This window comes from Kitasatospora sp. NPDC030952 (genome assembly GCF_055571335.1).
Map to the genome: position 1 here is coordinate 217,893 of NZ_JBVIFM010000015.1, position 12,531 is coordinate 230,423.

The window sequence follows — 12,531 nt, forward strand, 5'->3', positions numbered from 1 at the left end:
AATGCGAAGCATCCGCCCCGGGAACGGGCGCCCCCTGCCTCAGTCGGGGCGCTGGCCGTGCAGGAGCAGGGGCAGGGCGCGGCCGGTGAGGGCTTCGGCGACGCGGGCCGCCTGGGAGGGCGCCATGTGCCGGGGGAGTTCACACACGGGCACGAAGCGGGCGCCGAGCAGTCGGCCGCGCTTGTGCGGGGGGACGGTGAGGGGGGTGGTGTCGCGCACGGTGCCGCCGTCGAAGACCAGGCTGAAACGCTCCAGGAAACGGTCGGACGGGGTGTAGTCGAGGGCCACGGCATGGGTCAGGCGCAGGATGATGCCGGTCTGGGCGTGCAGGTGGCGGGCGGCGGCCCGGTGCGGGGGCTCGTTCACCTTGCCCGCCCCGCCCGGCAGGATCATGCCGTCCAGGTAGTCCGGGTCCACGAGCAGGACGTCACCGGCCTGGTTACGGACGAGAACGAGGCAGCCGAGCCGGCAGATGGGGGGCTTGGCGAGCAGACGCGGGTCGTGCATGGGGGGTTCACTTCCTGAGGGTGCAGAACAGCAGGAGGGCGAAACAGGCCCACCACAGGAGGCGGGCGAGGAGTTCAGCCGTCATAGGTGAGGCGCTCGTAGCGCAGCCCCTTGCGGAGCAGGTCCACGATGCGCAGCAGGTCGAGCGGGCGGGCCGTGAGGTGGAGCAGGTACTCGCAGGTGGAGCGGCCGGTGTCCCAGTCCACCTCGATGGTCGGCAAGTTGACCCGGCCCAGAGCCAGGACGGTGGTCAGGTCGTCCAGCACGCAGGCGGCCTGCCGGCGCTGCTCGGCGGTCACGCGGGAGAGGGTCACCGCTCCCCCGCACGCTTGTGGACCTCGAAGAGGCGCCAGGCGGAGAACGCTTCGGTGAAGGAGGAGAAGCCGCTGCGCTCACCGTCGGGCTTGCACAGCCACGCCCCGGTGCACTCGTTGCGAACCCGGTAGCACCGGGCCTCGGTGTCCCAACGGACGCCGTAGCCGTGGAGGCGGGGGACTTGGGCATGGGTCATGGCAATAACCTTCCGCAGTCGAACTTCGGCCATTCGATCGGACAAGCGGCACGCAATCCCGTGCCGCAGGTGCAAACCGATCGTGCCTGCTGATGCGGAACCATCGCGACGGCGGGAAGGCGTCCCTTCGGCGCACTGACAAGACGTCATTTAGACGTCACACAGCGGTGATTGGATCTAACCTGTTGGCGTGACGATGCCGAACGAGACCCTGCGGGCCGTGCGCCACGGCCTGCGTCTGAGCCAGGACGAGTTCGCGAAGCGCCTGCGGGCAGCGGGATTGCAACAGGGCGAGCCCAACGAGGCGAGCAAACGCCTGGTACAGCGCTGGGAATCCGGGGAGGTGCGCGCTCCCCGGCCGGTGTACGTTCGTGCTCTTGAGGCTGTCACGAATCTTCCTGTCGACCGCCTCGGATTCAAAACGCCGCAGCTACCTTCAGGGGTGACCCTGGATGGCTCAGGAGGGCACGACATGGCCAACGGCAAGCCGGGCATACCGGTGCAGGCGGTCGCCGCACCGACAGGCGACGATCACTCCGGAGTGTGGCTGAGCCGCTACGAGTTCTTCAGTAGCAGCCGCGACGGCACGTTCACCGGACTGCACCATGTCGTCCTCACCCAGCACGGTAACCGCATCACCGGACACTCGCTTCCGTCCGCGTCCTCCAACCCCGATTCCCCGCTCTCCTTCGACCTGACCATCGACCGGAACATCGTCACCGGCACCTGGGTCGAACAGACCGCGCAGGACGGCTATTACCAAGGCGCCCGTTACCACGGGGCCATTCAGCTGCTGGTCGATCCCACCGGCCGGCGCATGTCCGGCAAGTGGGTCGGATTCGGCAAGGAATTCGACGTGAACACCGGCCCCTGGGATCTCAGGCTCCTGGACAAGTCCAGGACAGATGAAACCCTGGCCCGGTTCAGCGCACCACCCGCAACAGAACCCGGCACCCGCAACTGACCGGTCGACCCACGCGCCGCTGCCCCGCATCCCGGGGCAGCGGCGCCTCCCCAACGCCTCGCCACAAGCGCCCGTCTCCCTCCTGCCCCGCCGAGAACTCGGGTTGATGAGCCGTGATCCTGCCGAACCTCCTCCAGGCGAACGTCAAGACCGGGCACGACCGGGAGGTGTTCGCCGTCTACCCGTACCGGTCGGCCTGCCCCCGATCGGTGTGGGCGCAGTTGATCGCCGAGGCGCGGTCCGAGGTCTTCCTCGCCGGGTACACCAACTACTTCGTCTGGCTGGAGCAGCCCTCGCTGCTCCAGAGCCTGCGCCGCAAGGCCGAGAGCGGCTGCCGGGTCCGCTTCCTCCTCGGCGATCCGGACTCCGACACGACGCGCCGGCGCGAGGAGATCGAGGACGTGGCCCTCACCGTGTCCACCCGGATCAGGGTCACGCTGGAGAACCTGGCCAAGCTCTCCGACGCCGAGGGCGTCGAGGCCCGCTTCAGTGCCCCGGAGGACGGCCCGAACCACGTCGGCCTCTCCGTCTTCCGCTTCGACGGGCACGCCCTGGTCACCCCGCACCTCGCCCGCACGGTCGGCCACGACTCACCCCTGCTGCACCTGCAACACGGCGGGGAGAACGGCATGTTCGACCGCTTCGCCGAACACACCGAGGAACTCTGGTCCCGGGGCCGCGACATCTACCCCGGCCCGGCCCGCGCACAGGAAGTCGGCGGGGCCGACTTCCCACTCCACCACCCACCCGGGGAGCAGCCATGATGAACCCCGACTCCCGTGCCACCTGGCGCAAGAGCACGTACAGCGGCGGCGGCGGCGAGTGCATCGAGGTCGCGGACGGCTTCACCGGCGTCGTCCCGGTCCGCGACTCCAAGGACCCCTCCGGCCCGGCCCTCGTCTTCCCCTCCGCCGCCTGGCAGTCCTTCGTCACCGCCGTCCGCACCGGCGAGTTCGACGCCCGCTGACGACGCCTGTGCCCCCAGCCAGGTTCAACTCCCCACCCGCGCACAGGAAGTCGGCTCCCCCGACTTCCCACTCCGATGCCCGTCCCGGAGGAACCGCGATGAACCCCATCTCCCGTGCCACCTGGCGCAAGAGCAGCCACAGCAACAACGACGGCGGCGCCTGTATCGAAGTGGTCGATGCACACCCAGACCGTGTCCGAGACAGCACGGATCCCGACGGCCCCCGCCTCGACTTCTTGCCTCCGGCTTGGCAGTCCTTCGTCACCGCCGTCCGCACCGGCGAGTTCGACGCCCGCTGACGACGCCTGTGCCCCGCCGCCCCGGCTCCCCGGGGCGGCGGGGCCATCTCCACCCCGCCTTAGGCTCAACTCCCCATTCGGGCGCAGGAAGCCGACTCTCCCGGGGTGGGCAGGGCCGGCCGGGTCACGGTGAACCCCCTTGGCCGATGCCCCCGTTGAGCGGGTCAGGACGCAGCGCGCGTCTCGATCGCCCGAAGGAGAGTCATGCGTACCAAGACCCGCACCATCCGGGCCGCCGGCCTACTGCTCGCCACCACCGGTCTTCTCGGCCTCACCGGCGTCACCGCCGCGCACGCGTCCGTACCCGGCGGCGGGGTGGGCCAGGCCCAGCAGGGCAACTTCGTCCTGTGCTCGGGCGGCACCTACTCCTCCTACGCCGTGTTCACCCAGCGCAACTCCGCGACGCACGAGGTCCCGCGCGGTGGCTGCACGTCCCTGTCGCTGAGCGGCATCGGCAACGAGCAGGTCGTGCTGTACGGCGTCCGGCCCGACGGCAGCACGTTCAAGATCGCCACGGACACCTTCGACGACGCCGACGGCGAGCGGATCCGCACGCTCGGCACCCCGGACAACAACGACTGGACCACGTTCTAGCACCCGGCCGCCAACCGCGACCTGACACCGCGTCATTCAGTGGGCGCGAGGCCGGTTCGGCGGGTGGAACAGCCGCCGAGCCCCGGGGACGGTCAGCGCGACCGTGCCGCACCCGACCACCGGGACCCGGCCGGGGCCAGGGGCATGGGACGGGACCAGGGGCCGGGGGCCGGGTGGGCCTCGGTCTCGGCCTCGGTCTCGGCCAGGCGCAACGTCCCGTCCGCGCGCGGACGAAGCCCGGCAAAAATCGGCCCCACCAGTGCGGGATCTACACTGTGGCGGCGCAGGCCGCCCCCGTGTTCACGTTGCGTCACAACACCGTGAACACAGGGGCGGCCCGCATGCGCCGCATCAGTGCTCACCGGCACTCGGCGCCCCGGCGCCCGGCGCGTCGCCGATACCGCTGTGAATGAGGAGGCCGTCCCATGGAGCCAGTCACGTTGATCACCGGCGGTTCGAGCGGGATCGGGGCGGCCACCGCCCGTGCCCTGCTCAAGCAAGGCCACCGAGTGGCCGTCACCGGCCGCGACGCCGACCGGCTCGCCGCGTTCGCCGCCTCCACCGCGGCACGGGAGCGGCTGCTGACCATCAGCGGTGACGCCGGTGACGAGAGCCATGTCTCCGCCGCCGTGAGTCAGGTCACGGGCCTGTGGGGCCGGTTGGACACGGTGATCGCCAACGCCGGCTTCTCGCTGCCCGGCACCCTGGAGGACCACGACCCCCAGTCCATGCGTGCCATGATCCTCACCAACGTCCTCGGCCCGGCCCTGCTGGTACGCGAGACACTGCCGCACCTGAGGGCGTCCAAGGGCCGGATCGTGATCGTCGGTTCGGTCGCGGGCACCAGGAACACGCCCGGCAACCTCTACTCCGTCACCAAGTGGGCCGCGCACGCCCTGGCCGAGAACGTCCGGCTCCTGGCGACCAAGGACGGCGTGGGCGTCACCCTCGTCGCCCCGGGGGTCGTGGACACCCCGTTCTGGGACGAGCGCGGTGGAAGCCCCCAGGCGGCACCCACGCTGAGCGCCGAGCAGATCGCCGAGGCGATCCTCTTCGCCGTCAACCAACCCGCGGGCGTGGACGTCAACCACCTCGTCGTGCGGCCGACCGGCCAGGTCGGCTGACCCCACCCCCCGGGCGAAAGCCCCCGCACCGAAAGCCCCCGCACCGGAAGTCGGCCCCGCCGACTTTCCGGTACGGGGCACCGCCCCGCCGACTTCCGGCGCGGGCACCGCCTCCCGTCAGGGCCGCACGCCCCCCGCAGACCCGGCTCACCCGCTGCGAGTCACGCCCGCCCCGCCGGTGGGAGGGGTTCCACAACCGGCCGGCCTCACCGCGCGCCAGGCGCTCCTCATGGACGCGCACCCTGGCCCGCATCACCTCCAAGGCCCCCTGCAGACGGCGCACCCGCCCCTCCACCCGCTCCTGGCGCAGGCGCGACACCTCCAGCCGCGCGGCCTCGTCGCCCTCGCCCGCCCGTACCGGGTCGACGTACCGGCGGAACGTCGCCGACGGCATGCCGCAGGCGCCCGGGCTGGTGCGGATCGCCGGCCACCGGACGCCCTCCTCGTGGTGGACCCGGCGGCCGTCGGACAGCCCGCGCACCGGGTCGGCGAACAGACCCTCCCGTTCGTGGAACCGCAGCGTGTACACGCTCAGTACGCCGCGCCACCTCGCCGATGCCCAGCTCCATGAACACCACTCCAGCCCCGGCCACGTGTCGAGCTGCACCCGAGTCCAGGACCCACCGTCGAGGCGCCGGCCGGTCGGCCCATCGACAACGGGAGTTGAGGGCATGAGTGGGAGGTTCGTCACCGGGGCGTCGCGGGGCCCGGGCGCGCAGACCACCCGGGGCGGCACTGGAGCACGGTCACCGCGCGATCGCCACCACCCGGCACGCCCGCGGTCCGCGCGGCCTTCCCCCACCCACCGGGCGAACTGCCGCCGACGCAGGCGGACATGACCGACCCCGCACAGCCGGCAGCCAGCGTCGAGACGGGGCCCGGCCCGGTCCGGGCACATCGACGCGGTCGCCGACAACGCCGACAACGCACTGGTCGGCGCGATCGAGGAGGTCGGGGACGAGGACGCCCGGGCGCGGTTCGACGTCAACGAGTCCGGGGCGCTCGACACGCTGCGGGCGACCCCGCCCACCCCGCCCACCCCGCGCGCCCAGCGCGCCCAGCGCGGCGGGCACGTGCTGGACATCGACTCGGTGGCCGGGTTCGCCACCGCCGCGGCCACCGGCCTCTACGGCGCCTCGAAGTTCGCCGCCGAGGGCATCCGCGAGGCCCCGCACGGCGAACCGGCGCCGCCGGGGAACCGCGTCACCGCCGTCGAGCCGGGCGGGCCGCGCACCGGCCTCCTGAGCGGCACCCGGCGCGCAGCGCGCCGGGCGATCGTCGCCGACCACACCGCCGGCGCGAGTCCGCTTCGACGGCCGCCCGCCGGGCGACCCGGTGCGGGCCGCGCGGGCGATCGTCGACGTCACGGAGGCCGAAGAGCCGCCGCTGCGCCTGCCGTCGGCGCGGACGCGGTGGAGCGCGTCGAGGAGAAGCCGGACCTGGTGCGGCGCGAACTCGACCGGTGGCGGGAGGTGGCGCTGTCCGTGTCCCTCTGACGGCCGGGCCGGCCGTCGCACGGGAAGTCGGCCACGGGAAGTCGGCCCCGCCGACGTCCCGCTCCGGCCGTGAAAGCCGCGAAGGCGGCGAAAGCCGCAGAGGCCGCAGCGGCCGCCGAGGCCGCCGGGTCCGCCGAGGCCGCCGGGTCCGGTGTCATGCCAGGTGTTTGCGCAGCAGTGTGCACATCGTCTCGTGGCGCCGCAGCGTGCCGTCCGCGTCCTCCACGTCCCAGGAGTCTGGTGCCCGGCCGTAGGCCCGGTAGCCCAGGCGTTCGTAGAGCGCGCGGGCGCGGGGGTTGTCCTCCTCGACGGCGAGTTCGGCGCGGCTCAGGCCCCGGGCGGCGATCCGCTGCTCGGCGGAGCGGATCAGCAGGGTCCCGATGCCGCAGGACCGCAGGGCCGGGTGGACGCCGAGCTGCCAGAGCGTGCCGGCCCCGGGTGTGTGCGGGTAGTCGATGCCGCCGAGCGCCACCGGGTGCCCGGCCGGGGTGCACACCGCCAGGTAGTCGATCTCCCCCGCCTCGGCGCGGCGGACCTGGTGGACGAGGTCGCGTACGTGCTTCGCGGAGCCGGACCAGCCGCAGGAGGGCAGGTCCGCGTCGGTGAGGTCGCGCACCGTCAGTGCCAGCCTGATCGCGGTCATCACCGCACCCCCTGCTTCTCCCGTTCCCGGCGGCGGCCGACCCTGCCATTCCAGCAGCCGGCCGCCTTGCCGTCCAAGGGGTTTCGCCCCCGCCCGCCGCCCAGGCCGTCCGTCCCGGGCGGACGCGGGGCGGGGCAGCGCAGGGCACAGCGGGGCAGGGCACGGCGGGGCAGGGCAGGGCAGGGCAGGGCAGGGCACAGCGGGGCAGGGCAGGGCACGGCGGGGCAGGGCAGGGCAGGGCACAGCGGGGCAGGGCAGGGCACGGCGGGGCAGGGCGGGGCAGGGCGGGGCAGGGCGGGGCACGGCGGGGCGGGGCACGGCGGGGCAGGGCACGGCGGGGCGGGGCGGGCTCAGGATTCGCTCAGATGCCGGCCGCCCGGAAGCGTTCCGTGCCAGGACCACCACCGCCCCCGCAGGGCGACGCCCAACCGGGGGCACGGGCGGCGCGGACACTGTGGCGCGCCGGAGCCGGGAAAGAAGAACCGAGCCAGGGGCACCGACGTGTTCCTGCTGGGCGCACTGGCCGCCGCCATCAGCGCCATCAGCGTCTTCCCGGCCCGCCGGGAGCGGGCCCGCGGCTCCCATGACGAGGACGCGGGCCCGCTGGTCGAGCTGGAACGCACCCGGCAGGCCGCCCACCTGCGCACGACCCACTCCAGCCGCGCCGCCCACCACGGCACCGGCCCGGCCCGCGACGACCCGCACAGGTACTACTCGTAGGGCCTGTCCGGCGGATCCCGCCGGACAGGCCCACGGCACCCCGGGGGGATCAGCGTTTGAGCGTGAAGGTGAAGTCGCCGCAGAGCCTGCCTCCCAGCCGCACCGCCGAAACGATCTCGCCCTCCGTGACCAGTCTCCCGGCCTCGGCCCGCGAAAGACCGCACCCTTCGGCGATCAGCCGCACCGGCCGCAGCGGGATCCGCGCCGCGAAGCGGACCCGGGCGTCGGTCCCCCCGCGGTCCGGGCGACCCGGTCCGCCGGTGTCCAGGCGCCAGGCCCCGTCCCAGTCCAGGGCGATGCGATTGCGGCGCCGCACGACGGGGTCCTGGAGCAACCCGGCCGCCAGGCCGGGGTCGTTGTCATGCATCCGCTCCAGCAGATCGGGCCGTACGCGGCGCACGTTCGTCCGCCCCAGGACCGTGAACTTCGCCGTGTCCCCGCACACGACGCAGAGCACGAGGAGCCAGGCGTCGAGGAGCTTGTGGTGGGCGTTGACGCGGACTCGGGCCGTCGGGCGGCACCGCGGCGCCCTCGGGGCCGCGCCGGGTGCGCAGTTCGTGTCGCGGAGGTGGTGCGTCGGGCGTGACGGGGCCCCGCCCCGTAGTAGCGTCGGGCGTGAAGTCGCGCGTGGTGCGCGGCGGTTGACACGGTGTTCGACGCAGGAACGGGGGCCAGGCTTGGGAAGGGGTGGTGGGTGTGGGACGGGCACGCGTTGCGGCGCGGATGATCGTGCACCCCGGTGTGGAGGACGTGAACGTCCAGCAGGTGCTGGAGGCCCTCGCCGACCCGGCGAGGCGCTCGGTGGTGCGCACCCTGGCACACTCGGGCGCTGACCTGAGCTGCGGCTCCTTCGACCTGCCGGTCGGGCGCTCCACCTCCAGCCACCACTTCTCGGTGCTGCGCGCGGCCGGGGTGCTGCGCCAGTACTACGTGGGCACCACGAAGATGAACACGCTGCGCGCCGAGGAACTGGAGGAGCGCTTCCCGGGACTGCTGTCGGCGGTGGTCGCGGCCGCCGACGCCGAGGCCCGCGACGCCACCGCCGTCCCCTGACACCCCTTTCACACCCGGTCACGCCCCAGGCCCGCCGCTGCCCCGCCCAGGCCCGCCGCTGCCCGCTGTTGCCCGCGGGGCCGGGGCGGCGGCGGGCGGCGGCGGGCGCCGGGGCGGGCGTAGGGTGGTCGTCCATGATCGACGACGACGGCCGGGAGTGGGCCGGCACGCACCGGTGGGTGGAGGGCGCCCTGGCACCCGGTGAGCGGATCGCGCGGGTCCGGGAGCTGCGGGGCGGGTGGACCTCCCGGATGCGCCGCCTGGACATCGCACCCGGCCCCGAAGGCGACGGCGAAGGCGATGCCGGCAGCGGCGAAGGCGATACCGGCGGCGCGGGCGACGGCGACGGCGATGCCGGCAGCGGCGGAGGCGATACCGGCGGCGCGGGCGGCGCGGGCGGCTACGCGCTGGTACTGCGTTCCTTCGTCAAACCGTTCTACCTGCGCCACGCGCCGGAGCTGCTGGAACGCGAGGCCGGGGTACTGGAGCTGCTGGCCGGCGGCGGCATCCCGGCGGCCCGACTGCGCGCGGTGGACGCCCGGGGCGAGCGGTGCGAGTACCCGTCGCTGCTGATGAGCCACCTGCCCGGGCGGGTGCGGCTCGAGGAGGACGGCGAGGTGGCGCACCGGACGGCGCTGCTCGCGCGGCAGCTGGCCGCCGTCCACGCCCTGGCCGTACCCGAAGGACTGCGCCCGCGCGCCTGGCAGGCATGGACCTCCCCCGACCGGGTACGGATCCCGGCCGCCACCACGCGCGCGCGACTGTGGGAACGGGCGGTGCGGGTGATCGACCGCACGCCGCCCGAGCACCGCGCCTGCTTCCTGCACCGCGACTTCCACCCCGGCAACGTACTGTTCACCGGCGAGGGCGCCTCACTGGCCGTCAGCGGCGTCGTCGACTGGGTGGAGACCTCCTGGGGCCCGCCCGACCTGGACGTCGCCCACTGCTCCACCGCCCTGGCCCTGCTGCACGGCATACCGGCGGGCATGGCCTTCGCCGACGCCTACCGACAAGCCGGCGCCACCCTGACCGCCACCGGCCCCGACCACCTGTACTGGCGGCTCCTGGACGCCCTGGCCTTCGCCCCGGACGCCGAGAAGGTCGCCGTACCCTGGCGCGAACTGGGCCGCACCGACCTGAACACGCCACTGCTGACCCACCGCCTGGAGGACTACCTCCAAGCCCTGTTCGAACGCTACGCGTAGAGTCTGTCGCGAAAGTGGATCTTGTTCGTTCATGATCACGCCTTGTGGGACGTGGGGAGCTGACGAACGGCCAGTGGGCCCGGCTCGAGCCGTTGCCGCCGTCGGGCATCAAGCCGGGCAGGCCGCAGGTGTGGACGCGGCGGCAGTTGATAGACGGCATACGGTGGCGAACCAGGACCGGTGCCCCCTGGCGTGACGTGCCCGAGCGTTACGGGCCCTGGGACCGGGCCTACGACCTGTTCCGGCGGTGGCAGCGGGACGGGACCTGGGCGAGGATCCTCACCCGGCTCCAGGCCGAGGCGCACGCCAAGGGCCTGATCACCTGGGACGTGAACGTCGACTCCACCGTCCGCCGGGCCCACCGGCATGCCGCCGGGGCGGTGAAAAAGGGGGACCTCCGGAAGGAGCCGCCCGGCGGCGTCTTCGCCGAGCCGGCCGATCACGGCCTCGGACGCTCCCGGGGCGGACTGACGACCAAGATCCACCTCGCCGTCGAGCAGGGGCCGGAAGCCGCTGTCCGTGGTGATCACGGCTGGCCAACGGGGCGATTCACCGCAGTTCGAGCCGGTCCTCGAAGCGACCCGGGTGCCCCGGACCGGGCTCGGCAGGCCGCGCAAGCGCCCGGACCGGGTACGGGCCGACAAGGCATACGACTCCCGCAGCAATCGCTCCTACCTGCGCAGACCCGGGATCAAGGCCACGATCCCGGTGCCTGCGGACCGGGTCCGCAACCGGCTCAAGCGCGGATCACGGGGCGGCGACCACCGAAGTTCGACAAGGACGACCACAAGCAGCGGCACGCGCTCGAGTGCGGGATCAACCGGCTCAAGCGCCACCGTGCCGTCGCCACGAGGTACGACGAACTCGCTGTTCGCCACGAAGCGCCAGCGCTGGTCGCAGCCATCAACGAATGGCTGCGACCAGCACTCTCACAACAGGCCCCAGCCGGCCCGCCACCCGAGGCAGCCCCCGGACACGGCGGCCGTGCCACCCCCCGGGTACAGCCAGGCAGGGCGGCTACAGCCCGGCGGGCACAGCCCGGCGGATGCGGGGAGGGAGCGAGCCGATAACGGTGGAGATCGCCTTCGAGACGCACGCCACGACCACCGACAACAAGGCGGCATCGCCACCGGCCACCTGCCCGGACGCCCGGGCCCACCGGGCCGGCGCCAGGGCGCCGAACCGGGCGAGCACCGGCGCGGCGAGGCACTGGCGGCGGTGTCCGGCTCCGACCCGCACCGCGCGGCGGCCACCGCCCACACCGCCTTCCCCGACGGACACCCGCCGCCGTACCAGGACCCGCGGCTACACGAATGCGACTACAGCACCCTCAACAGCGGCCCCCGCCCACCTGGCCGCCACCCTGCGCCCACACCACGCCAACCGGCCCCACCCCGGCGAGCACAACCACCACCAGGCCCCCACCCCCACCAGCGCCTTCCTGACCGACCCCACCACACACTCCGAGGACCGCCACGTCCTCCTGACCGCCCACTGCGCCAACCACCGGGCCCCGGACTACCTGCTCACCGGCACCCGCCCGGAAGACGTCCCGCACCAACCGCCCCCGTGGCGCCCGGGCCGGCACCACACCCCGCCCGCCCCCTGCCCCTGACCCCCACCCACCCGACCCCTGGCCCCCGCCCACCCGACCCCACCCACCCGATCCCACCCGTCTGCTCCCACCCGCCCGACCCCTGGCCCCCGCCCACCTGACCCCACCCACCCGATCCCACCCGCGTGCTCCCACCCGCCCGACCCCTGGCCCTGACCCCCACCCCCCTGTTCCCGCCCGCCTGTTCCCGCCCGCCTGTTCCCGCCCGCGGCGACCGGCCCCGGGGGTTGATCACCGCGGGCCGGGCTCCGTACGCTCGCCGAATGCGGCACGACGACGACCTTCCGACACTCGAACTCGCCTTCCCCGGACCGGAACGCGACCAGGGCGTAACGGCGATCCTGGACGGCCACAAGACCGCGCTCACCGGTCTGCTGGAGATCTACGAACACGCCCACGAGCCACTCCCCACCCCCGGCCGGCGCTACGCGGTACTCGACTCCACCGGCCGCACCGCCGTCACCATCGAACTGACCGAAGTGCGAGTGGTCGCCATGCGGGAGATCGACGACGCCTTCGCACACGCCGAGGGCCGCGGCTACACCGACGCCACCCAGTGGCGCACCGCCCACCAGGAGTTCTTCCACGGCCCGGGCGTGAGCGCCTTCCTCGGCCACACCCCGACCATCGACGACGACACCCTCATCGTCGCCCAGCGCTTCCGCACCCTCACCACCCCCCACACCCCCAACACCCCCAACGCCCCCAACACCCCGCCACCCAACACCCCCTGACCCACCAACCACCACCAACCACCACCACCCGCCACCACCCGCCACCCGCCACCACCACCGGCGGCACACAGAACCGGACCCGCCGACTACCCACACCCC

General features: G+C 73.4%; 15 protein-coding genes and 3 pseudogenes. 13 read left to right on the forward strand and 5 right to left on the reverse strand.

Annotation, left to right across the window (positions count from 1 at the left end):
• Window positions 1-39: 39 nt before the first annotated feature.
• The 3 genes from ACZ47G_RS25530 to ACZ47G_RS25540 form a co-directional block, all read right to left on the reverse strand.
• A complete protein-coding gene (locus ACZ47G_RS25530) occupies window positions 40-507 on the reverse strand; it encodes an NUDIX domain-containing protein (protein ID WP_465746337.1) in 468 nt (155 codons plus the stop codon).
• 74 nt (window positions 508-581) lie between these two features.
• Window positions 582-806 (reverse strand): hypothetical protein, encoded by a 225-nt coding sequence (locus ACZ47G_RS25535; protein WP_465746339.1) that lies wholly within the window; start codon window positions 804-806, stop codon window positions 582-584.
• Between the two features lie 11 nt (window positions 807-817).
• On the reverse strand, window positions 818-1,018 hold the full coding sequence (locus ACZ47G_RS25540) for a hypothetical protein (protein ID WP_465746340.1): 201 nt from the start codon (window positions 1,016-1,018) through the stop codon (window positions 818-820).
• 196 nt (window positions 1,019-1,214) lie between these two features.
• Between ACZ47G_RS25540 and ACZ47G_RS25545 the strand changes: the two genes are divergently transcribed.
• From ACZ47G_RS25545 to ACZ47G_RS25575, 7 genes and pseudogenes are all read left to right on the forward strand, one after another.
• Window positions 1,215-1,982, forward strand: coding sequence for a helix-turn-helix domain-containing protein (locus ACZ47G_RS25545; RefSeq protein WP_465746372.1), 768 nt, complete (start codon window positions 1,215-1,217; stop codon window positions 1,980-1,982).
• 113 nt (window positions 1,983-2,095) lie between these two features.
• Window positions 2,096-2,746 (forward strand): DUF5919 domain-containing protein, encoded by a 651-nt coding sequence (locus ACZ47G_RS25550; RefSeq protein WP_465746342.1) that lies wholly within the window; start codon window positions 2,096-2,098, stop codon window positions 2,744-2,746.
• Window positions 2,743-2,949 (forward strand): DUF397 domain-containing protein, encoded by a 207-nt coding sequence (locus ACZ47G_RS25555; RefSeq protein WP_465746344.1) that lies wholly within the window; start codon window positions 2,743-2,745, stop codon window positions 2,947-2,949. The genes ACZ47G_RS25550 and ACZ47G_RS25555 overlap by 4 nt, the downstream gene beginning before the upstream one ends.
• 98 nt (window positions 2,950-3,047) lie before the next feature.
• Window positions 3,048-3,248 (forward strand): DUF397 domain-containing protein, encoded by a 201-nt coding sequence (locus ACZ47G_RS25560; protein WP_465746346.1) that lies wholly within the window; start codon window positions 3,048-3,050, stop codon window positions 3,246-3,248.
• Window positions 3,249-3,452: 204 nt separating this feature from the next.
• Window positions 3,453-3,842 carry a hypothetical protein gene (locus ACZ47G_RS25565; RefSeq protein ID WP_465746348.1) on the forward strand — a complete coding sequence of 130 codons (390 nt, stop codon included), beginning with the start codon at window positions 3,453-3,455 and terminating at the stop codon, window positions 3,840-3,842.
• Between the two features lie 425 nt (window positions 3,843-4,267).
• On the forward strand, window positions 4,268-4,966 hold the full coding sequence (locus ACZ47G_RS25570) for an SDR family oxidoreductase (protein ID WP_465746350.1): 699 nt from the start codon (window positions 4,268-4,270) through the stop codon (window positions 4,964-4,966).
• Window positions 4,967-5,859: 893 nt separating this feature from the next.
• Window positions 5,860-6,462 (forward strand): annotated as a pseudogene (locus ACZ47G_RS25575) (SDR family NAD(P)-dependent oxidoreductase); the annotation flags it as partial.
• A 154-nt stretch (window positions 6,463-6,616) separates the two neighbouring features.
• Here the strand turns inward: ACZ47G_RS25575 and ACZ47G_RS25580 are convergent.
• Window positions 6,617-7,105 carry a GNAT family N-acetyltransferase gene (locus tag ACZ47G_RS25580; RefSeq protein WP_465746352.1) on the reverse strand — a complete coding sequence of 163 codons (489 nt, stop codon included), beginning with the start codon at window positions 7,103-7,105 and terminating at the stop codon, window positions 6,617-6,619.
• Window positions 7,106-7,606: 501 nt separating this feature from the next.
• Here ACZ47G_RS25580 and ACZ47G_RS25585 point away from each other — a divergent pair.
• Window positions 7,607-7,825 (forward strand): hypothetical protein, encoded by a 219-nt coding sequence (locus ACZ47G_RS25585; protein WP_465746354.1) that lies wholly within the window; start codon window positions 7,607-7,609, stop codon window positions 7,823-7,825.
• A gap of 49 nt (window positions 7,826-7,874) precedes the next feature.
• On the opposite strand, the pseudogene ACZ47G_RS25590 reads toward ACZ47G_RS25585, so the two are convergent.
• Window positions 7,875-8,327: pseudogene (locus ACZ47G_RS25590) on the reverse strand (DUF1062 domain-containing protein); the annotation flags it as partial.
• Window positions 8,328-8,521: 194 nt separating this feature from the next.
• Here ACZ47G_RS25590 and ACZ47G_RS25595 point away from each other — a divergent pair.
• The 5 genes and pseudogenes from ACZ47G_RS25595 (at window position 8,522) to ACZ47G_RS25615 (ending at window position 12,432) form a co-directional block, all read left to right on the forward strand.
• Window positions 8,522-8,878, forward strand: coding sequence for an ArsR/SmtB family transcription factor (locus ACZ47G_RS25595; RefSeq protein WP_465746356.1), 357 nt, complete (start codon window positions 8,522-8,524; stop codon window positions 8,876-8,878).
• A gap of 134 nt (window positions 8,879-9,012) precedes the next feature.
• Window positions 9,013-10,083 carry a phosphotransferase family protein gene (locus ACZ47G_RS25600; protein ID WP_465746358.1) on the forward strand — a complete coding sequence of 357 codons (1,071 nt, stop codon included), beginning with the start codon at window positions 9,013-9,015 and terminating at the stop codon, window positions 10,081-10,083.
• 44 nt (window positions 10,084-10,127) lie between these two features.
• A pseudogene (locus ACZ47G_RS25605) lies at window positions 10,128-11,000 on the forward strand (IS5 family transposase); the annotation flags it as partial.
• 128 nt (window positions 11,001-11,128) lie between these two features.
• Window positions 11,129-11,698, forward strand: a complete 570-nt coding sequence (locus ACZ47G_RS25610; RefSeq protein ID WP_465746360.1) for a hypothetical protein — start codon at window positions 11,129-11,131, stop codon at window positions 11,696-11,698.
• A gap of 263 nt (window positions 11,699-11,961) precedes the next feature.
• Window positions 11,962-12,432, forward strand: coding sequence for an ASCH domain-containing protein (locus ACZ47G_RS25615; protein WP_465746362.1), 471 nt, complete (start codon window positions 11,962-11,964; stop codon window positions 12,430-12,432).
• The last annotated feature ends 99 nt before the right edge of the window (window positions 12,433-12,531 follow it).